Here is a 19,682-nt window from a genome sequence, read left to right on the forward strand (position 1 = left end):
TTCGCGGATCTGGGTGCGCCGCCTCAAGGGAGAGGCCGATGACGGACAAGACGATCTTCTTCGGTGAGCTGATCGGCACCACACTGCTGGTGCTGCTCGGCAACGGCGTGTGCGCCGCCGTCACGCTGGCCAAGTCCAAGGCCCGCGACGCGGGCTGGCTGGCCATCACCTTCGGCTGGGGCCTCGCCGTGCTCGCCGGGGCCTACGCCAGCGCCCCGCTGTCCGGCGCCCACCTCAACCCCGCCGTCACCCTGGGCATCGCGATCCAGACCGGCGAGTGGTCCAAGGTGCCGCTCTACCTGTCGGCGCAGCTGATCGGCGCCTTCCTCGGCGCGGTGCTGTGCTGGCTGACCTACCTGGGCCAGTTCCGCGCGCACAACGGCCAGGTGCTCGGCGTGTTCTCCACCGGCCCGGAGATCCGCAACACCGCGCAGAACCTGATCACCGAGGTCATCGCCACCTTCGTGCTGGTCTTCGTCATCCTGGCCACCGGGCAGACCAAGGGCCTGGCCGTGTCCGGCACGGGCGTGCTGGTCGTCGCCCTGCTCGTGGTCGGCATCGGCCTGTCCCTGGGCGGCCCCACCGGTTACGCCATCAACCCGGTGCGCGACCTGGGCCCGCGCATCGCGCACGCCGTGCTGCCCATCCCCGGCAAGGGCGGCTCGGACTGGGGCTACGCCTGGATCCCCGTGCTCGGACCGCTGCTCGGTGGCGCCGCCGCCGGTCTCGTCGACATCGCCGTCTTCTGAGAGGACTCGCACATGAGCGAGCTTGCGAGTGAATCATTCAACACAGGGTCGGCGCGAAGCGCTGCACCGAGCGCCAGCGAGGTGCGGCGATGAGTTCGTACATCGCCGCCATCGACCAGGGCACGACCTCCTCCCGCTGCATCGTGTTCGACCAGGGCGGCAGCATCGTCTCGGTGGCGCAGAAGGAACACCGGCAGATCTTTCCCCGGCCCGGCTGGGTGGAGCACGACGCCGAGGAGATCTGGGCCAACGTGCTGGACGTGGTGCACGGGGCGCTGAGCAAGCTGTCGATCACCGTGCACGAACTGGCCGCCATCGGCATCACCAACCAGCGCGAGACCACCGTGCTGTGGGACGCCGAGACCGGCAAGCCGGTGCACAACGCCATCGTCTGGCAGGACACCCGCACCGACGCGCTGGTCCGCGAGCTGGGCGGGGAGCAGGGCCAGGACCGGTTCCGCGAGCAGTGCGGCCTGCCGCTGGCCACCTACTTCGCCGGGCCCAAGGCGCGCTGGCTGCTGGACACCGTGCCGGGGGTGCGCGAGCGCGCCGAACGCGGTGAGGTCCTGTTCGGCACCATGGACACCTGGCTGATCTGGAAGCTCACCGGCAACCACGTCACCGACGTGACCAACGCCAGCCGCACCATGCTGATGAACCTGCGCACCCTGGACTGGGACGCGGACCTGTTGCGGGAGTTCGGCATCCCGCGCGCGATGCTGCCGGAGATCCGCTCCTCGGCCGAGGTCTACGGCACCGCCCGCGGCACCCTGTCCGGCCTGCCGGTGGCCTCCGCGCTGGGCGACCAGCAGGCGGCCCTGTTCGGCCAGACCTGCTTCGAGCCCGGTGAGGGCAAGTGCACCTACGGCACCGGCAGCTTCCTGTTGCTCAACACCGGGGAGCAGCCCGTCGCCTCGCGGAACGGGCTGCTCACCACGGTGGGCTACAAGATCGGCGACCAGCCCGCCCGGTACGCCCTGGAGGGCGCCATCGCGGTCACCGGCTCACTGGTGCAGTGGTTCCGCGACAACGTGGAGCTGATCGCCAGCGCGCCGGAGATCGAGACCCTGGCGCGCACCGTGTCGGACAACGGCGGCTGCTACTTCGTACCGGCCTTCGCCGGGCTGTTCGCCCCGCACTGGCGCAGCGACGCGCGCGGCGTGATCGCGGGCCTGACCGGCTACATCACCAAGGGCCACCTGGCCCGTGCCGTGCTGGAGGCCACCGCCTGGCAGACCCGCGAGGTGGTCGACGCGATGAACGCCGACTCCGGCGTGGAGCTGACCACGCTGAAGGTGGACGGCGGCATGACCGCCAACAACCTGCTCATGCAGACCCTGTCCGACGTGCTCGACGCGCCCGTCGTGCGGCCGATCATCGCCGAGACGACCTGCCTCGGCGCGGCGTACGCGGCGGGCATCGCCGTGGGGTTCTGGGAGGGCACCGACAAGCTCCGGGACAACTGGCACAAGGCCGCCGAGTGGCTGCCCGCCATGGAGTCCTCGATCCGGGACAAGGGCTACCGCAAGTGGCGCAAGGCCGTTGCCCGGACCATGGACTGGATTGACGAGGACGACGAATGAGCAACGACATGAACGTCTCCGACCAGCGCGCCGCGACCCGGCAGCGCCTGGCGCGCGGCAGCTTCGACCTGGCCGTGGTCGGCGGCGGCATCCTGGGCATCGCCACCGCCTGGGCGGCGGCCCGCTCCGGGCTGCGGGTGGCGCTGGTGGAGCGCGGGGACTTCGCGGGCGGCACGTCCAGCGCCTCCTCGAAGCTGGTGCACGGCGGCCTGCGCTACCTGGCCATGGGCGACGTGCGCCTGGTGCACGAGAACCACTCCGAGCGGCGCGCGCTGGGCGACAGGCTGGCCCCGCACCTGGTCCGGCCGCTGCCCTTCCTGGTGCCGGTGTTCCGCGACGGCCCGCACTCCCGGCTCAAGCTGGGCGCGGGCGTGCTGCTCTACTCCGCGCTGTCCGGCTTCGGCGACGGCACCGGCAAGCTGCTGTCGGCGGCCAAGTCCCTGGAGATGGTGCCCGCGCTGCGCACCGAGGGGCTGCGCGGCTGCGCCATGTACTACGACCACCAGATGAACGACAGCCGGATGGCCGTCACCGCCGCGCGCGCCGCGGCCGAGTGCGGAGCCGTGCTGGTCAACCACGCCGAGGTCACCGGCTTCCGCAGGCTGGGCGGCCGGGTCAGTGGGCTGGAGCTGCGCGACCTGCTGGACGGCACCGAGTTCGGCCTGGACGCCAAGGTGGTCGTCAACGCCACCGGCCCGTGGCTGGACCACCTGCGGCGGCTGGAGAACCCGCACGCGGCGCCGAGCATCCGGCTGTCCAAGGGCTCGCACCTGGTGCTGCGTACCGAGCAGCCCTGGCGGGCCGCGGTGACCACGCCCATCGACGACGTGCGGGTGTCCTTCGCGATCCCGTGGGAGGGCCAGCTGCTGCTGGGCACCACCGACGAGGCCTACGAGGGCGACCCGGCGCAGGTGGCCTGCACCGAGGCCGACGTGGACCAGATCCTGGGCGAGGCCGGGCTGGGCATCCAGGCCCAGGCCCTGGACCGCGCGAAGCTGGCGTACTCCTTCGCCGGTCTGCGGGTGCTGCCCGGCGGGCCGGGGGAGACCAAGAACGCCAAGCGGGAGACCGTGATCACGGTGGGCTCCGGCGGGGTGATCAGCGTGGCTGGCGGCAAGTGGACCACCTTCCGCAAGATCGGCACCCAGGTGCTGGGCCACGTGGCCGACCGGCTCGGCGGCCCGCACACCAAGCCCCTGGACGGCCCGCCCGCCCCGCTGCCGGGTGCGGCCCTGCCGGAGAACGTCACCCGTGGGCTGCTCGCCGAGCTGCCCGAACTGCCCCAGGACGTGGCCGCGCACCTGGCAACGCACTACGGCACCGCGGGCAACGAGGTGCTGGCCCTGGCCGCGGCCGACCCCCGGCTGCTGGACCGCATCCACCCGGACGGCCCCGACATCTGGGCGCAGGCCGTGCACGCCGTGGAACACGAGTGGGCATGTGACGTTGACGACGTGTTGCGGCGCCGTACCACTGTTTCGGTACGTGGTCTAGACACCCCGGCCGTCCGCGAGCGGGTCGGCGAGCTGCTCACCGCTCGCGGAGTCGCCTGACACACAAGGAAAACCCGCTATGGTCTGGACCAATGCTCTGCCAGGCGTGCTCCGTTCGGAGCAACCTCGACTGTCACGATACAGATTCTCGGCGGCCCCTGTGACCTGCGCGGCTTCGTAACGCTAGGGTTGCCGGGAAGGCAGCGTCGCCTCAATCACACACCGTCGAGAGTCGGAGGAGACACACCGTGACGGTTCGCGTAGGTGTCAACGGGTTCGGTCGTATCGGCCGCAACTTCTGGCGAGCGGTCCAGGCCAGCGGGCACGACATCGAGATCGTCGCCTTCAACGACCTGGGCGACGTCGCCACGATGGCGCACCTCCTCAAGTACGACAGCATCCTCGGCCGCCTGGACGGCGAGGTCGCGGTGACCGACGAGGGCATCAGCGTGGATGGCAAGACCATCAAGGCGCTGGCCGAGCGCGACCCGGGCAAGCTGCCCTGGAAGGACCTCGGCGTGGACGTCGTGGTCGAGTCCACCGGCTTCTTCACCGACGCCTCCGCCGCGCGCAAGCACGTGGACGAGGGCGGGGCCAAGAAGGTCATCATCTCCGCGCCCGCCAAGGGCGAGGACCTGACCGTGGTGCTCGGCGCCAACGACGACAAGTACGACGGCTCGCAGACGGTGATCTCCAACGCCTCCTGCACCACCAACTGCCTTGCCCCGCTGGCGAAGGTGCTGCACGACGCGTTCACCATCGAGCGCGGTCTGATGACCACGATCCACGCGTACACCCAGGACCAGAACCTGCAGGACGCACCGCACAAGGACCTGCGCCGCTCCCGCGCCGCCGCGCTGAACATCGTGCCCACCAGCACCGGTGCCGCCAAGGCCATCGGCCTGGTGCTGCCCGAGCTCAAGGGCAAGCTGGACGGCTACGCGCTGCGCGTGCCCGTGCCCACCGGCTCGGCCACCGACCTGACCGTCACCGTGGGCCGCGAGGTCACCGTGGACGAGGTCAACGCCGCCTACAAGGCCGCCGCCGACGGCCCGCTGGGCAAGTACCTGCGCTACAACACCGACCCGATCGTGTCCTCGGACATCGTCACCGACCCGGCGTCCTGCATCTACGACGCCCCGCTGACCAAGGTCATCGGCAACCAGGTCAAGGTCGTGGGCTGGTACGACAACGAGTGGGGCTACTCCAACCGCCTCGCGGACCTGGTCGCCCTCGTCGCTTCCAAGCTCTGAGGACGTCACCGTGAAGAACCTCGACGACTTGCTCGCCGAGGGTGTCGCAGGTCGGCGCGTCCTGGTGCGCGCCGACCTGAACGTCCCCCTCGACGGCGAGACGATCACCGACGACGGCCGCGTGCGCGCCTCGGTGCCCACGCTGCGCAGGCTCACCGAGGCGGGCGCCCGCGTGGTCGTGACCGCGCACCTGGGCCGCCCCAAGGGCGAGCCGGACCCGAAGTTCTCGCTGGCCCCGGTGGCCGCCCGGCTGGGCGAGCTGCTGGGCACCGAGGTGGCGCTGGCCGCCGACGTGGTGGGCGAGTCCGCCAAGGCCGTGGTCGGCGCGCTGACCGACGGTGGCGTGGCCCTGCTGGAGAACATCCGGTTCGACCCGCGCGAGACCAGCAAGGACGCCGCCGAGCGCGAGTCGCTTGCCGAGGACCTGGCCGCCCTGGTCGGCAGCGGGGGCGCCTTCGTCTCCGACGGCTTCGGCGTGGTGCACCGCAAGCAGGCCTCGGTGTACGACGTGGCCAAGAAGCTGCCGCACTACGCGGGCGGCCTGGTGCTGGCCGAGGTCGAGGTGCTGCGCAAGCTCACCGAGGACCTGGCCCGGCCCTACGTGGTGGTGCTGGGCGGGGCGAAGGTCTCCGACAAGCTCGGGGTCATCGCCAACCTGCTGACCAAGGTCGACCGGCTGCTGGTCGGCGGCGGCATGGCCTACACCTTCCTCAGGGCCCAGGGCCACGAGGTCGGCCAGTCGCTGCTCCAGGAGGACCAGCTCGACCAGGTCAGGGGCTTCCTGGCCAAGGCCGAGGAACTGGGCGTGGAGCTGGTGCTGCCGGTGGACGTGCTGGCGGCCAAGGAGTTCGCGGCCAACGCCGAGCACGAGGTCGTGCCCACCGACGCCATCCCGGCCGACCGGATGGGCCTGGACATCGGCCCGCGCAGCCGCGAGCTGTTCGCGAGCAAGCTGGCCGACGCGGCCACCGTGTTCTGGAACGGCCCGATGGGCGTGTTCGAGTTCGAGGCGTTCTCCGGCGGCACCCGTGCCGTGGCGCAGGCCCTGGTCGACTCGAACGCCTTCACGGTGGTCGGCGGCGGCGACTCGGCCGCCGCGGTCCGCCAGCTGGGCCTGCCCGAGGACGGCTTCTCGCACATCTCCACCGGTGGCGGGGCCTCGCTGGAGTACCTGGAGGGCAAGGAACTGCCCGGCGTCACTGTGCTGAAGCTCGACCCCGCAAGCGGGTCTTCGGTCCTGGAGGGCTGAGTTATGGCAAGGCTGCCGCTCATCGCGGGCAACTGGAAGATGAACCTCAACCACCTCGAGGCCATCTCCCTGGCGCAGAAGATCGCCTTCCGGCTCCCGGAGAAGTACTTCGCCAAGGTGGAGGTGGCCGTGCTGCCGCCGTTCACCGACATCCGCAGCGTGCAGACCCTGATCGACGGGGACAAGCTGCTGATCAAGCACGGGGCCCAGGACCTGTCCCCGCACGACTCCGGTGCCTACACCGGGGACGTGTCCGGGGTGATGCTGGCCAAGCTCGGCTGCACCTACGTCACCGTGGGCCACTCCGAGCGCCGCGAGTACCACCACGAGGACGACGAGCTGGTCAACAAGAAGGTGCGCGCCGCGGTCAAGCACGGCATCGTGCCGATCCTGTGCGTGGGTGAGCGCCTGGACGTCCGCGAGGCGGCCGGGCACGTCGAGCACTGCACCAGCCAGCTGATCGCCGGGCTCAAGGGCCTCAAGGCCGAGCAGGTGGCCAAGGTGGTGATCGCCTACGAACCGGTGTGGGCGATCGGCACCGGCAAGGTCGCCACCCCGGCCGACGCCCAGGAGGTGTGCGCCGCGATCCGCGCCGCGCTGGCCGAGAAGTACGGCCAGGACGTGGCGGACGAGGTGCGCGTGCTCTACGGCGGTTCGGTGAAGTCCGGCAACATCAGCGAGCTGGTGAAGCAGGAGGATGTGGACGGCGCGCTGGTCGGCGGCGCCAGCCTGGACGCGGAGGAGTTCGCCAAGCTCTGCGCCCTGGCCGCTGGCGGCCCGTTGCCGTAGTTGTGCTCTCGGCGATCCTGGCGGATCGCGGCAGGTTCGCTGGTAACCGGTGCCGTTGGGCAAAACCGCTGGTCGGGGCCTCGTCCGAGTGTGGACGGGGCCCCGGCGTGGTTTCGTTGACCGAGTGCGCACCGCCAATTATCGACCGTGCTCCCGTGTTCGGAGCGCGAACGGGTAGCCTGTAGTGCCTGTACGCCTGACAGCGAGGATGAGATGAATCTGTTCCTGCAGATCCTGTTGATTGTGGCCAGCCTGTTGCTGATTCTGCTCGTCCTGCTGCACCGCGGCCGGGGCGGCGGGCTGTCCTCGCTGTTCGGCGGTGGCATGCAGTCCAGCCTGTCCGGTTCCAGCGTGGTCGAGAAGAACCTCGACCGCATCACGCTGTTCGTCTCGGCGGTCTGGATCATCAGCATCATCGGCATCGGCCTGCTCACCAAGCTGGGCGGTTGATCAGCCGTCGGGCTGTGCATTCTCTGGAATTACTGGGGCAAGACAACCACGCACTGTGGGGGTGTGAGGGTCGATGACCGGCGGTAACGCGATCCGCGGTACCCGAGTCGGATCGGGCCCGATGGGTGAGTCCGAGCGCGGCGAGTCCGCGCCTCGGCATCGGGTGTCCTACTGGTGTGCCAACAATCACGAGTCTCGGCCGTCCTTCGCGCTCGACGCGGAGGAGCCGGAGTCCTGGGACTGCCCGCGCTGTGGGCTGCCCGCTGGACGGGACCAGGCGGCTCCGCCTGCTCCACCGCGCAACGAGCCGTACAAGACTCACCTCGCCTACGTGAAGGAGCGCCGCTCCGACGCCGACGGTGAGGCGATCCTCGCCGAGGCGCTGGCCAAGCTGCGCGCCCAACGCGAGGGCGATTTCTAGGCGGACAAGGTGGCGTGAAGGTGGCTTTCACTGCGCTCAGCGCAGTGAAAGCCACCTTCACGGCGTTCTAGACGGCGTGGGCCGCGGGCAGGGTGCTCACTCCCAGCGGGAAGCGGGAGGTCACCACGAAGCCGCCGTCCACGCTGGGCGCCGCGTGGAAACTGCCGCCGAGCAACTCGGCCCGCTCGGTGAGCCCGACCAGCCCGTGACCCCCCGAGGGCAGGGCAGGGGTCCGCTGCCCTCGGGGGCGTTCGTTGCGCACCTGCACGAGCAGTTCCCGCTTGTTGGCCTGCACCAGCACCGAGGTGGCCGCGGCGGGCGCGTACTTGCCGACGTTGGTCAGCGCTTCCTGCACCGTGCGGTAGGCCGCCCCGGACACCGGCTGCGGCAGCTCGTCCAGCGGGCCCTCCAGGGTCAGCGTCACCGGGATGCCCGAGTCGGACACCATGCGCTCCAGGTCGGCCAGGTCCGGCACGCACTCGTCATCGGTGGGCGCGCGCAGCACGCCGACCAGCTGGCGCAGCTCCTCCAGGGTGCGGGTGGACAGCCTGCGGATCGTCTTCGCGATCTCCCGGGACGCCTCGTCCTGGGCCGTGACCTTCAGCGCGCCCGCCTGCATGGCGATCAGCGTGACCTGGTGCGAGACCACGTCGTGCATCTCGCGGGCCAGCTTGGTGCGCTCGTCGGTGCGGATGGCCATCGACTGGAGCGCCTCCTCGCGCTCGCGGATCGTTGCCAGCTCGCTGATCCGGCGGCGCAGCTCCTTGTAGGTGGTCACCAGCAGGCCCAGCGCCAGCGGGGCGCCCGCGTGGATCACGCCCCACAGCAGGTCGCGGGCCTGTTCGTTCCAGCTCTCGGCCAGGAACTTGTCCAGCGGCCAGGTCACGAAGTAGCAGAGCACCACCATCACGGTGCCGACCGCGGTCTGCCAGCACCACGTCCGGCGCTTGGCCAGCTCGTACAGGGCGATCATCCCGGCCAGCGCCGACCAGCCGGCGAGGAAGCCGGGCACGCAGATCAGCAGCACCAGGAACGGGTAGCGACGGCGCAGCACCAGTGCGGCCACCGCGACCCCGGTGAGCACGTAGGAGTACACCTCGGCGTTCTTCGGGAACACCAGGAACATGTCCAGCAGGGCGAACAGCATGAGGCCCACGTCGGCGAGGCCCTGACGGTGGCGCTTGCCGAAGGCCAGCACCGCGCGGCCGAATCTGGTCAGCAGGGGACCGCGCACGTCGCCGATGACCGCGGCGACGAGGCTGGGATCCGGGATCGCGTCCACGGCTTCGGTGACTCCTTCGTCTCCGGCCTGCCCCGAGGAGACACGGTACTGCTGGAGGGACGGATCGGCCCAGGTTGTGCCTGTGGACTGGCGTGGCAGCGGGAGACCTACCTCGTGTTCGGGCACAGCGGGGTCGGGCACGGCGTGACACGGCCTGTTTGGCACGACTCGGTCCTCCTCGGGCGGGCGAGTGAGTCTTGTGCTCTTAGACAGTCCTAACACCCGATCGGGACGCGCGCTGCCAAATGTCTGTGCATCAGCACACGTCAAGTCGCCGACATGTCACCCGCAGTGATGAACCCCGAGAAGACTGGGCCTTAAGGAGTAACGCAGCGTCACATTGCGAAGTTATGTCATCACTGTTGATGACTGTTGACCTGTAAACACCCCATGTCATGAAAGTGCCGTTCCTGGCGTTCAACGCCAGGAACGGCACTTTCATGGCACTGAGGGTGGATCAGAGCTTGGCGGCCGCCGAGGAGTCGAGCAGCCACAGGGTGCGGTCCAGACCGCGGGCACCCGCGGCGGGGATCTGCACCTCGGTGGCACCGCCGAGGGCCAGCGCCACGGGTTCGGCCTTGGCCGAGCCGGTGGTCATCAGCCACACCTGCGTGGACCGCCGGATGGTGGGCAGCGTGAGGCTGACCCTGGTCGGCGGCGGCTTGGGGCAGTCGCGCACCGCCACCACGGCACGCGAGGTCTCGTGCACCCCGGGCGAGTCGGGGAACAGCGAGGCGGTGTGCCCCTCCTCACCGACCCCGAGCAGGCACACGTCGAACCGCTCGGGCAGCACGGCGGCGTAGTCCTCGGCGGCGGCGTCGGGGTCGTCCCCGAACCGGCCGTCGGAGGGCTGCACGGCGTGCACCCGTGCCGGGTCCAGCGGCAGGTGGTCCAGCAGCGCGGCGCGGGCCTGCGTCTCGTTGCGGTCGGCGTGACCGGAGGGCAGGAACCGCTCGTCGCCCCAGTACAGGTCCACCCGCGACCAGTCCACGGCGTCGCGGGCCGGGCTGGAGCGGACGTGCTCCAGCACGGCGTTGCCGGTCCGCCCACCGGTGAGCACCAGCGAGGCGGTACCGCGAGCGGTCTGGGCGTCCACCAGGCTGGTGATCAGCCGGGCGGCCGCGGCAGCGGCGAGCACCTCGCCGCTGCCGTGCACCACCACGTCAGGACTGCTCATCGCCGCACCTCGCTGGCGCTCGGTGCGGCGCTGCGCGCCAGCCCTGTGCTCGATGATTCGCTCGCAAGCTCGCTCACGAATCCGCCTTGGCGGTGACCTTCTTGGCCGCGGCCTTGCGAGCGGGCTTGGCCGTGTCCGGCTTGTCCGCCGCGGGCTTGTCGGCGGGGGCCTTGGCCTTGGCCTTCGGTGCCGCCGCCTTGGAAGCCGCCGCCTTCGGTGCCGCCTTGGCCGCGGCGGGCTTGGCCGCGGACTTGGCGCTGGGCGCCCTGCCCTTGACCACCTTGGCCGCCGCCTTGAGCGCCGCCTCGTAGATCTCGTCCGGGTCCAGCCTGCGCAGCTCCTCGGACAGGCAGTCGCGCACCGTGCGCCGTTGCAGCGCGATGCGCCGCTCGGGCTGCCCGGCCTGGGTCAGCGTGCCGGTCTTGCCGTCCGGCCGGACCAGCTCCACCGGCCCGGAGCGCCGCTCCAGGTACACCTGCACGATGCCCTCACCGGAGGTGGCCTTCGCTCTGGTCACCGGGATCTTCAGCGACCAGGCCAGCCACCCGGCCAGCAGTTCCGTGGACGGGGAGTCGGACTCGCCGACCACGGTGGCGCTGGTGATCTTCTCGAAGGGCGGCAGGTCCAGCGCGCTGGCCAGCTGGGCGCGCCAGTTGGTCAGCCGGGTCCACGCCAGGTCGGTGTCGCCCTCGGCGTAGGACTTGCGCCGCTGGTCCAGCGCCTTGATCGGGTTCTTCTCGGCGGCCGAGTCGGTGATCCGCCGGGCGGCCAGCTGGCCGATCGGGTCCTCGGCGGGCACCTCGGGCGCCTCCGAGGGCCACCAGGCCACCACCGGGGCGTCGGGTAGCAGCAGCGGCACCGTGCAGCTCGCGGCCTGCTCGGCCAGCGGACCGTACAGGCGCAGCACGATCACCTCGCTGGCGCCCGCGTCCCCGCCCACGCGGATCTGCGCGTCCAGCCTGGCCGCCGCCTTGCGCGCGCCCTTGGCCAGCACGATCACCCGGCACGGGTGCTCGCGGCTGGCCTCGTTGGCCGCGGCGATGGCCTCCTCGGTCTTGGTGCCGTCGTCGGTGACGATGACCAGGGTCAGCACGCGGCCAAGCGCCACCGCGCCACCCTGCTCGCGGACCTCGACCAGCTTGCTGTTGACCTGGGAGGTCGTGGTCGAGGGCAGGTCGATGATCACGGGCGCCTCCAGTGACGACCAGTGCGGGCCAGCATCGCGTCGGCCGAGGGCGGGCCCCAGCTGCCGGGTGCGTACGGTTCGGGCGCGCCCTGGCTCTCCCAGTGCTTGAGCACCGGGTCGAGGATCTGCCAGGACAGCTCGACCTCCTCGTTCATCGGGAACAGCGAGGGCTCGCCGAGCAGCACGTCCAGGATGAGCCGCTCGTAGGCCTCCGGCGAGGACTCGGTGAAGGCGTGGCCGTAACCGAAGTCCATCGTGACGTCGCGGACCTCCATGGTGTTGCCGGGCACCTTGGAGCCGAAGCGCATCGTCACGCCCTCGTCCGGCTGCACCCGGATGACCAGGGCGTTCTCGCCCAGCTCCTCGGTGGCCGTCGAGTCGAACGGCAGGTGCGGCGCCCGCTTGAACACCACGGCGATCTCGGTGACCTTGCGGCCCAGCCGCTTGCCGTGCCGCAGGTAGAAGGGCACCCCGGCCCAGCGCCGGGTGTTGACCTCCAGGGTGATGCCCGCGTAGGTCTCGGTGATCGAGTCCGGGGCGAACCCGCCCTCCTCCAGCAGGCCGGGCACCTTCTGCCCGCCCTGCCAGCCGCCGGTGTACTGCCCGCGCGAGGTGGTCTCGTCGAACGGGCCCTGGGCCCTGGTCGCCGAGAGCACCTTGACCTTCTCCGCCCGCAGCGCCCTGGGGTGGAAGGAGACCGGCTCCTCCATCGCGGTCAGCGCCAGCAGTTGCAGCAGGTGGTTCTGGATCACGTCCCGGGCCGCGCCGATGCCGTCGTAGTAGCCCGCGCGCCCACCAAGGCCGATGTCCTCGGCCATGGTGATCTGCACGTGGTCCACGTAGTTGGCGTTCCAGATCGGCTCGAACAGCTGGTTGGCGAAGCGCAGCGCCAGGATGTTCTGCACCGTCTCCTTGCCGAGGTAGTGGTCGATGCGGAACACCGACTCCTCGGGGAAGACGTCGTTGACCACGTTGTTGAGCTCCTTGGCGGAGCGCAGGTCGTGGCCGAAGGGCTTCTCGATGACCACCCGGCGCCACTGCTCGGAGTCCTGGGCGGCCAGCCCGGAGCGGGCCAGCTGCTTGGTGACCACCGGGAACGCGCCGGGCGGGATGGACAGGTAGAACGCGTGGTTGCCGCCGGTGCCGCGCTGCTCGTCCAGCTCGCGCACCGTCCTGGCCAGCTCGTCGAAGGCGTTGTCGTCGTCGAAGGTGCCCTGGACGAACCGGATGCCCTCGGACAGCTGGGCCCAGACCTCGGGCCGGTACGGGGTGCGGGCGTGGTCCTTGATCGCCTGGTGCACCACCTCGCCGAAGTCCTCGTTGGCCCAGTCGCGGCGGGCGAAGCCGGTGAGCGCGAAGCCCGGCGGCAGCAGCCCGCGGTTGGCCAGGTCGTAGATGGCCGGCATCAGCTTCTTGCGGGACAGGTCGCCGGTCACCCCGAAGATCACCAGGCCACAGGGGCCCGCGATCCGGGGCAGCCGCTTGTCCCGCTCGTCGCGCAACGGGTTGCGCCACGCGCGTAGGCCGCTAGTCAACGGGTGACCTCCTGCACAGCCTTGGTCAGTTCGACCAGGCCCGCGGCCCGGTCGGTCAGGTGCAGCCGCAGCACCGGGCGGCCGTGCTCGGCGAGCACCTGACCGTCCCCGAGCGCCTGGGCGTGTTGCAACACCCCGAGGGTGTACGGGCGGCCGGGCACCGCCAGGTCCTGCTCCACCGCGCCGGTCACCTGAAGGAACACCCCGTTCTGGTGCCCGCCCTTGTGGTACTGGCCGGTCGAGTGCAGGAAGCGCGGCCCCCACCCGAAGGTGGTCTGCAGGCCGGTGACCCGGCCCAGCGCGGGCCGCAGCACGGCGGCCGAGGCGTCGTCCAGGCGGTCCAGGTACGCCTGCACGGCCAGGTAGCCCGCCTCGGGGGCGGTGCCGATGAAGGCGCTGAGCACCTCGGTCAGCGTGCTCACCCCCCGCGGGAACCAGTCCCCGGAGGGGTACACCTCCACCGAGCCCACGACCAGCGCGGGCGCGGCCTCCTCGCCGCCCAGGGGCTTGTCCAGCAGCGAGCGGGCGGCCACCTTGGCGGCCTCCACGTCGGGCTGGTCGAACGGGTTGATGCCCAGCAGGCGGCCCGCGATCGCCGTGGCGTACTCCCACAGCAGGAACTGGCCGCCCAGCGGGCCGGTGGTGCTGATCTGTGCTGCGCCCTCGGCGGCACCGATGGCCACCGGGGTGGCGTCACTGCCCGCGTCGGCGAAGCCCACCGCGTCCGGGCCCTCCACGGCCACCGGCAGCAGACCGGTGCCCTGCTTGCCGGTGGACTCGGCGATCAACTGCTCCGCCCAGTCGGGGAAGCCCTTGATGCCAGAACCCGTGTCGGCCAGCACGACCTTCTCCGCGCCGCGGGCGTGCGCGGCACCCCACGCGGCGGCCAGCCACAGCGCCGGGTTGTCCGCCGAGTCGGCGGCCAGCTGCACCGCGGCCCGCGCCGCGTCCTGCAACAGGCCCTGGATGTCCACCCCGGCCAGCCCCGCGGGCACCAGGCCGAACGCGGTCAGCGCCGAGTAGCGGCCGCCCACGTGCGGGTCGGCGGTGAACACCTTGCGGTAACCGGCCTCCTTCGACGCGGCCTCCAGCGGGGAGCCCGGGTCGGTGACGACCACGATCCGGCTGGCGGCGTCGATGCCGTTGGCGGTGAACGCCGCCTCGAAGATCCGGCGGTGGCTGTCGGTCTCCACCGTGCCGCCGGACTTGGAGGACACCACGATCACGGTGCGGCTGAGGTCACCGGCCAGCGCGTCGGCCACCTGGCCCGCGTCGGTGGTGTCCAGCACCACCAGCGGAACGCCCGCGGTGGCGGTGATCACCTCCGGCGCCAGCGAGGAGCCGCCCATGCCCGCGAGCACGACCCGGTCCACGCCCTCGCCCGCGAGCTCGGCGGCCAGCGCCTCGATCTCGCCGACCAGCGGCATGGAGGACTCGTGCAACGTGGTCCAGGACAGCCGGATCCTCGACTCGGACTCGGCGTCGGGACCCCACAGGGTGGCGTCCTTCGCGGTCAGCTTCGAGGCCACCTGCTCGGCGACCAGGTTGTCCACCAACGGCTTGGCCTCCTCGGCCAGTCCGCTGTGGACGATCGTGACGGCGATCTCGGTGCTCACGCCCCCGCCTTCCGCAGCTGGCCGCCGACGGTCTCCAGCAGCTCCGCCCAGGACTTCTCGAACTTGTCCACGCCCTCGGTCTCCAGCACGGCGTAGACGTCCTCGATGTCGATGCCCGCCTGCTCCAGGGCGTCGAACACCTCCTGCGCCTGCTCACCGGTGCCGGTCACGGTGTCCCCGCGCAGCTGCGCGTGGTCGGCCACCGCGTCCAGGGTCTTCTCCGGCATGGTGTTCACCACGTTGTCGACCACGAGTTCGTCCACGTAGCGGGTGTCGGAGTAGGCCGGGTCCTTCACGCCGGTGGAGGCCCACAGCGGGCGCTGCGGCTTGGCGCCCGCCTGCTCCAGCGCGGTCCACCGCTCGGTGGCGAAGGTCGCCTCGTAGGCGGCGTAGGCCAGCCGTGCGTTGGCGATCGCGGCCTCGCCCTTGAGCGCCTGCGCCTCGGGGGTGCCGATGGCGTCCAGCCGCTTGTCCACCTCACTGTCCACACGGGACACGAAGAAGGAGGCAACGGACTGGATGCCGGAGATGTCGTGCCCGTTGGCCTTGGCCTGCTCGATCCCGGCCAGGAAGGCCTCCATCACGGCCTGGTAGCGGGCCACGGAGAAGATCAGCGTCACGTTCACGCTGATGCCCTCGGCCAGCACGCGGGTGATCGCGGGCAGACCCTCCACAGTGGCCGGGATCTTCACCATCAGGTTCGGCCGGTCCACGGTCTTCCACAGGTCCAGCGCCTCGGCCACGGTGCGCTCGGTGTCGTGTGCCAGGCGCGGGTCCACCTCGATGGACACCCGCCCGTCCTTGCCGCCGCTGGCCTGCCAGGTCTGGCGGAACAGGTCGCAGGCGTTGCGCACGTCGGTGGTGGTGATCTCGCGCACCGTGGCGTCGATGTCCGCACCGCGCGCGGCCAGCTCGCGGACCTGCTCGTCGTAGGCCGCACCCTTGGACAGGGCGCCCGCGAAGATCGTCGGGTTGGTGGTCACGCCGACCACGTGCTTCTCGCTGATCAGGGCCGCGAGGTTGCCGGTGTTGAGCCGCTCCCTCGACAGGTCGTCGAGCCAGATCGACACACCGGCCTCGCTCAGCGCGGCCAGTCGATTCGTGTTGCTCACAGTGCCTCCTCGCTGACGCTCGTCGCCCCTGCGAGCACAAGCGCTACTGTGTTTTCTGGTGAACTCGCAAGCTCGTTCACGCGTTTCCCTCCAGTGCGGCGATGCTGCTGCGCGCAGCCTCGACGACGGCCTCGGTGGTGAACCCGAACTCGCGGAACAGGGTCTGGTAGTCAGCGGATGCCCCGAAGTGCTCGATCGAAACGATCCGCCCGGCGTCCCCGGCGAAGCGGTACCACGGCTGGGCGATACCCGCCTCGACGGTGACCCTGGCCCTGACCGAGGGCGGGATCACCTGGTTGCGGTAGGCCTCGTCCTGCTCGTCGAACCACTCCACGCAGGGCATCGAGACCACACGGGTTGCAACGCCCTCGGCCTCGAGAACCTTCCTGGCCGCCACCGCGAGCTGTAGCTCCGAGCCGGTGGCGATGATCACGACCTGGGGCTCACCCGAGGAGGCCTCGGCCAGCACGTAGCCGCCGCGCGCGACGCCCTGCTCGTCGGTGCCCTCCTGCACGGGCAGGTTCTGCCGGGTCAGCGCGAGGCCCACCGGCTGGTCGTGCCGGGACAGCAGCGCCTTCCAGGCCGCGGCGGTCTCGTTGGCGTCACCGGGGCGGACCACGGCCAGGCCCGGGATGGCGCGCAGCGCGGCCAGGTGCTCGATCGGCTGGTGCGTGGGGCCGTCCTCGCCAAGGCCGATCGAGTCGTGGGTCCACACGTAGGTGGCGGGCAGCTTCATCAGCGCGGCGAGCCGGACGGCCGGGCGCATGTAGTCGCTGAACACCAGGAAGGTGCCGCCGTAGGGGCGGGTCGGACCGTGCAGCGCGATGCCGTTGAGGATCGAGCCCATCGCGTGCTCGCGGATGCCGAAGTGCAGGGTGCGGCCGTAGGGGTTGGCCGTCCACTCCGCGGTGGAGATCTCGGTGGGACCGAAGGAGTCGGCGCCCTTCATGGTGGTGTTGTTGCTCTCCGCCAGGTCCGCGGAGCCGCCCCACAGCTCGGGCAGCACCTCGGCCAGCGCGCTGAGCACCTCACCGCTGGCCTTGCGGGTCGCCACGCCCTTGGGGTCCGGCGACCAGGTCGGCAGCTTCTCTGCCCATCCGGCGGGCAGTTCGTGCCCGTTCAGCCTGTCCAGCAGCGCCTTGCGCTCCGGGTTGGCGTTCGCCCACAGGTCGAAGGAGCGCTGCCACTCCACGTGCGCGGCGTTGCCCCGCTCCACGGCCTTGCGGGCGTGGGCCAGCACCTCCTCGGCCACCTGGAAGCTCTGCTCCGGGTCGAAGCCGAGCACCTTCTTGATCTCGACGATCTCGGCGTCGCCCAGGGCGGCGCCGTGCGCCTTGCCGGTGTTCATCTTGGTGGGCGCCGGGTAGCCGATCACGGTGCGCAGCACGATGATCGAGGGCCGCTCGGTCTCGGCCTTGGCCGCGGCCAGCGCCGCCTCCAGCGCCTCGACGTTCTCCCCGCCCTCGACGTGCTGCACGTGCCAGCCGTAGGACTCGTAGCGCTTGGCGGTGTCCTCGGACAGCGCGATGGCCGTGTCGTCCTCGATGGAGATCTTGTTGTCGTCGTAGATCAGCACCAGGTTGCCAAGGCGCTGGTGGCCCGCGATGGAGCTGGCCTCGGAGGTCACGCCCTCCTCGATGTCACCGTCGGAGGCGATGACGTAGACGAAGTGGTCGAACGGGCTGGTGCCCGGCGCCGCCTCGGGGTCGAACAGGCCGCGCTCACGGCGGGCCGCCATGGCCATGCCGACCGCGGAGGCCAGGCCCTGGCCCAGCGGGCCGGTGGTGATCTCCACGCCGGCGGTGTGCCCGTGCTCGGGGTGGCCCGGGGTCAGCGAGCCCCAGGTCCGTAGCGCCTTGATGTCGTCCAGTTCGAGGCCGTACCCGGCCAGGAACAGCTGTAGGTACAGGGTCAGGCTGGAGTGGCCGCAGGACAGCACGAACCGGTCGCGGCCGATCCAGTTCGGGTCGGTCGGGTCGTGCCGCATCGTCCGCTGGAACAGCGTGTACGCGGCCGGCGCCAGGCTCATCGCGGTACCGGGGTGGCCGTTGCCGACCTTCTGCACAGCCTCCGCCGCCAGCACCCGGATGGTGTCCACCGCGCGCTTGTCCAGCTCGGTCCAGTCCTGGGGAAGGTGTGCTGTAGTCAGCCGGGTGATCTCGTCAACTTCGGACACGGACCTGAGCTCCCACTCTTCTGCGTTGCGCGGGGGAGGGTCGGGTTCCTGGTCAACGAGGTCTTGATCGATCCCGTCGACCGGCCGTTCCCAGCCCGTCCCGCTATCTCTTGCTCATCCGCGGCCAGCCTAGTCCGGTACCGCCGCTCGTGTGATCCCAAGTGGCCCGCGGCGTGCCACCGGGTCGGGTGACCCACCTCTCGGCCCCCCTTGAGGGGTGGGGCACACCTGCGCGGTTACGATCCTTACCGGCCGGTGAACTTGATCGCCTGAGCCGACCCGAACTGCCTGATTCGAGGAGCGAGATGCCGTCGGTGACCCCCGTGGAGGGAACGCCGGGCAGTACCGCCATCGACGCCACCACCACTCCCAGTCGTCGAGTGCGCGATGTCGTCAAGGCCTACGTGGCCCTGATGAAGCCGCGCGTGATCGAGCTGCTGCTGGTGACGACGATCCCAGCGATGCTGCTTGCCCAGCGTGGAATCCCGTCGGTGTGGCTGGTGCTGGCCACCCTCGTCGGCGGCACGATGGCCGCGGGTAGCGCCAACGCGCTCAACTGCGTGGTCGACGCGGACATCGACGCCGTGATGAAGCGCACCAAGGCCCGTCCGCTGGCCACCCACGAGGTGCCGGTGCGCAGCGCCCTGGTGTTCGGCATCGCCCTGGGTGCCGCGGCGTTCAGCTGGCTGTGGCTGACCACCAACCTGCTGTCCGCCGTGCTCGCCGTGGTGACGATCCTGTTCTACGTCTTCGTCTACACCATGGGCCTCAAGCGGCGGACCTCGCAGAACATCGTGTGGGGCGGCGCCGCGGGCTGCATGCCGGTGGTGATCGGCTGGTCCGCCGTGACCGGCACCGTTGGCTGGCCCGCGCTGGTCATGTTCGGTGTCATCTTCTTCTGGACGCCCCCGCACTTCTGGGCGCTGGCCATGAAGTTCCGCGAGGACTACGCCGCCGCCAAGGTGCCCATGCTGCCCGTGGTGGCCAGTCGCGAGCAGGTCTCCCGGCAGATCGTCATCTACTCCTGGGTCATGGTCGCCTGGAGCCTGTTGCTGCTGCCCGCCACCAGCTGGATCTACGGCAGCTTCGCCGTCGTGTTCGGCGTCTGGTTCCTGGTGTTCGCCCACCGGCTGCACAACGCGGTCCGGCGCGGTGAGCCGGGCAGCCCGATGAAGCTGTTCCACATGTCCAACACCTACCTGATGCTGGTCTTCGTGGCGCTGGCCGCGGACGCCGTTGTCGGGCTGAAGACCTTCGGGCTGCCCTTCTAGGTCGGGTTGCCCGGGGGTGTTGTCCTGGGGGCGAGGTCCGGCCCGGACGGGGATCCGCGGCCTGGACCGGCGCCCGGACGTGCGATTGCCGGGTCCGGCGCTCGAGGGCCAGCCGCCGGGGCGGTGGGACCGGGGTCCTCGGTGTGACAAATCGGGAAATGCATCGCGGACTACCTGGTTCTTTCGGTCGAGGCCATGAGTGCGGGGTCGGTATCCGGCTGGCGGTTTCCGACTGGGGCCGCCTGGGTGGCCTCTCTGTAGTCGTCATCGTTCTCGATACAGTTGGGCCGTTCGCCCGGTGGTTCAACGAAAGGTGCGACGCAAACCTTGTGCAACTCGT

General features: G+C 70.6%; 16 protein-coding genes. 9 read left to right on the top strand and 7 right to left on the bottom strand.

Annotated elements, in window-relative coordinates:
- The first annotated feature begins 38 nt into the window (after positions 1–38).
- The 8 genes from KALB_RS13855 (at position 39) to KALB_RS13890 (ending at position 7,987) form a co-directional block, all read left to right on the top strand.
- On the top strand, positions 39–749 hold the full coding sequence (locus KALB_RS13855) for an MIP/aquaporin family protein (protein WP_025356314.1): 711 nt from the start codon (positions 39–41) through the stop codon (positions 747–749).
- Between the two features lie 89 nt (positions 750–838).
- The gene (gene glpK, locus KALB_RS13860) at positions 839–2,332 is read left to right on the top strand and encodes a glycerol kinase GlpK (RefSeq protein WP_025356315.1); all 1,494 of its coding nucleotides are present in this window, start codon (positions 839–841) and stop codon (positions 2,330–2,332) included.
- Positions 2,329–3,885: a glycerol-3-phosphate dehydrogenase/oxidase gene (locus tag KALB_RS13865; RefSeq protein WP_025356316.1), complete on the top strand. Its 1,557-nt coding sequence runs from the start codon at positions 2,329–2,331 to the stop codon at positions 3,883–3,885. Before glpK ends, KALB_RS13865 begins: the two co-directional genes overlap by 4 nt.
- 188 nt (positions 3,886–4,073) lie before the next feature.
- Positions 4,074–5,078: a type I glyceraldehyde-3-phosphate dehydrogenase gene (gene gap, locus KALB_RS13870; protein ID WP_025356317.1), complete on the top strand. Its 1,005-nt coding sequence runs from the start codon at positions 4,074–4,076 to the stop codon at positions 5,076–5,078.
- A gap of 10 nt (positions 5,079–5,088) precedes the next feature.
- Positions 5,089–6,327 carry a phosphoglycerate kinase gene (locus KALB_RS13875; RefSeq protein WP_025356318.1) on the top strand — a complete coding sequence of 413 codons (1,239 nt, stop codon included), beginning with the start codon at positions 5,089–5,091 and terminating at the stop codon, positions 6,325–6,327.
- Positions 6,328–6,330: 3 nt separating this feature from the next.
- Positions 6,331–7,116: a triose-phosphate isomerase gene (gene tpiA / locus KALB_RS13880; protein ID WP_025356319.1), complete on the top strand. Its 786-nt coding sequence runs from the start codon at positions 6,331–6,333 to the stop codon at positions 7,114–7,116.
- A 213-nt stretch (positions 7,117–7,329) separates the two neighbouring features.
- The gene (gene secG, locus KALB_RS13885; RefSeq protein WP_025356320.1) at positions 7,330–7,566 is read left to right on the top strand and encodes a preprotein translocase subunit SecG; all 237 of its coding nucleotides are present in this window, start codon (positions 7,330–7,332) and stop codon (positions 7,564–7,566) included.
- 73 nt (positions 7,567–7,639) lie between these two features.
- A complete protein-coding gene (locus KALB_RS13890) occupies positions 7,640–7,987 on the top strand; it encodes an RNA polymerase-binding protein RbpA (RefSeq protein WP_025356321.1) in 348 nt (115 codons plus the stop codon).
- Positions 7,988–8,054: 67 nt separating this feature from the next.
- Here KALB_RS13890 and KALB_RS13895 read toward each other — a convergent pair whose 3' ends face one another.
- From KALB_RS13895 to tkt, 7 genes are all read right to left on the bottom strand, one after another.
- Complete coding sequence (locus KALB_RS13895; RefSeq protein WP_025356322.1) at positions 8,055–9,269, bottom strand: sensor histidine kinase; 1,215 nt, start codon at positions 9,267–9,269, stop codon at positions 8,055–8,057.
- A 457-nt stretch (positions 9,270–9,726) separates the two neighbouring features.
- Positions 9,727–10,446 carry a 6-phosphogluconolactonase gene (gene pgl, locus KALB_RS13900; RefSeq protein WP_042220348.1) on the bottom strand — a complete coding sequence of 240 codons (720 nt, stop codon included), beginning with the start codon at positions 10,444–10,446 and terminating at the stop codon, positions 9,727–9,729.
- 73 nt (positions 10,447–10,519) lie between these two features.
- The gene (gene opcA, locus KALB_RS13905) at positions 10,520–11,632 is read right to left on the bottom strand and encodes a glucose-6-phosphate dehydrogenase assembly protein OpcA (protein ID WP_025356323.1); all 1,113 of its coding nucleotides are present in this window, start codon (positions 11,630–11,632) and stop codon (positions 10,520–10,522) included.
- Positions 11,629–13,167 carry a glucose-6-phosphate dehydrogenase gene (gene zwf, locus KALB_RS13910; protein WP_025356324.1) on the bottom strand — a complete coding sequence of 513 codons (1,539 nt, stop codon included), beginning with the start codon at positions 13,165–13,167 and terminating at the stop codon, positions 11,629–11,631. The genes opcA and zwf overlap by 4 nt, the downstream gene beginning before the upstream one ends.
- Positions 13,164–14,783 carry a phosphoglucose isomerase-related protein gene (locus KALB_RS13915; protein WP_025356325.1) on the bottom strand — a complete coding sequence of 540 codons (1,620 nt, stop codon included), beginning with the start codon at positions 14,781–14,783 and terminating at the stop codon, positions 13,164–13,166. The genes zwf and KALB_RS13915 overlap by 4 nt, the downstream gene beginning before the upstream one ends.
- The gene (gene tal, locus KALB_RS13920) at positions 14,780–15,895 is read right to left on the bottom strand and encodes a transaldolase (RefSeq protein WP_025356326.1); all 1,116 of its coding nucleotides are present in this window, start codon (positions 15,893–15,895) and stop codon (positions 14,780–14,782) included. The genes KALB_RS13915 and tal overlap by 4 nt, the downstream gene beginning before the upstream one ends.
- Before the next feature lie 76 nt (positions 15,896–15,971).
- On the bottom strand, positions 15,972–18,071 hold the full coding sequence (tkt, locus tag KALB_RS13925; RefSeq protein ID WP_025356327.1) for a transketolase: 2,100 nt from the start codon (positions 18,069–18,071) through the stop codon (positions 15,972–15,974).
- Between the two features lie 305 nt (positions 18,072–18,376).
- Here tkt and KALB_RS13930 point away from each other — a divergent pair, with 305 nt between their 5' ends.
- A complete protein-coding gene (locus tag KALB_RS13930) occupies positions 18,377–19,342 on the top strand; it encodes a heme o synthase (RefSeq protein WP_025356328.1) in 966 nt (321 codons plus the stop codon).
- The last annotated feature ends 340 nt before the right edge of the window (positions 19,343–19,682 follow it).

Source organism: Kutzneria viridogrisea DSM 43870 (assembly GCF_000525635.1).
Taxonomy (GTDB): domain Bacteria; phylum Actinomycetota; class Actinomycetes; order Mycobacteriales; family Pseudonocardiaceae; genus Kutzneria; species Kutzneria viridogrisea.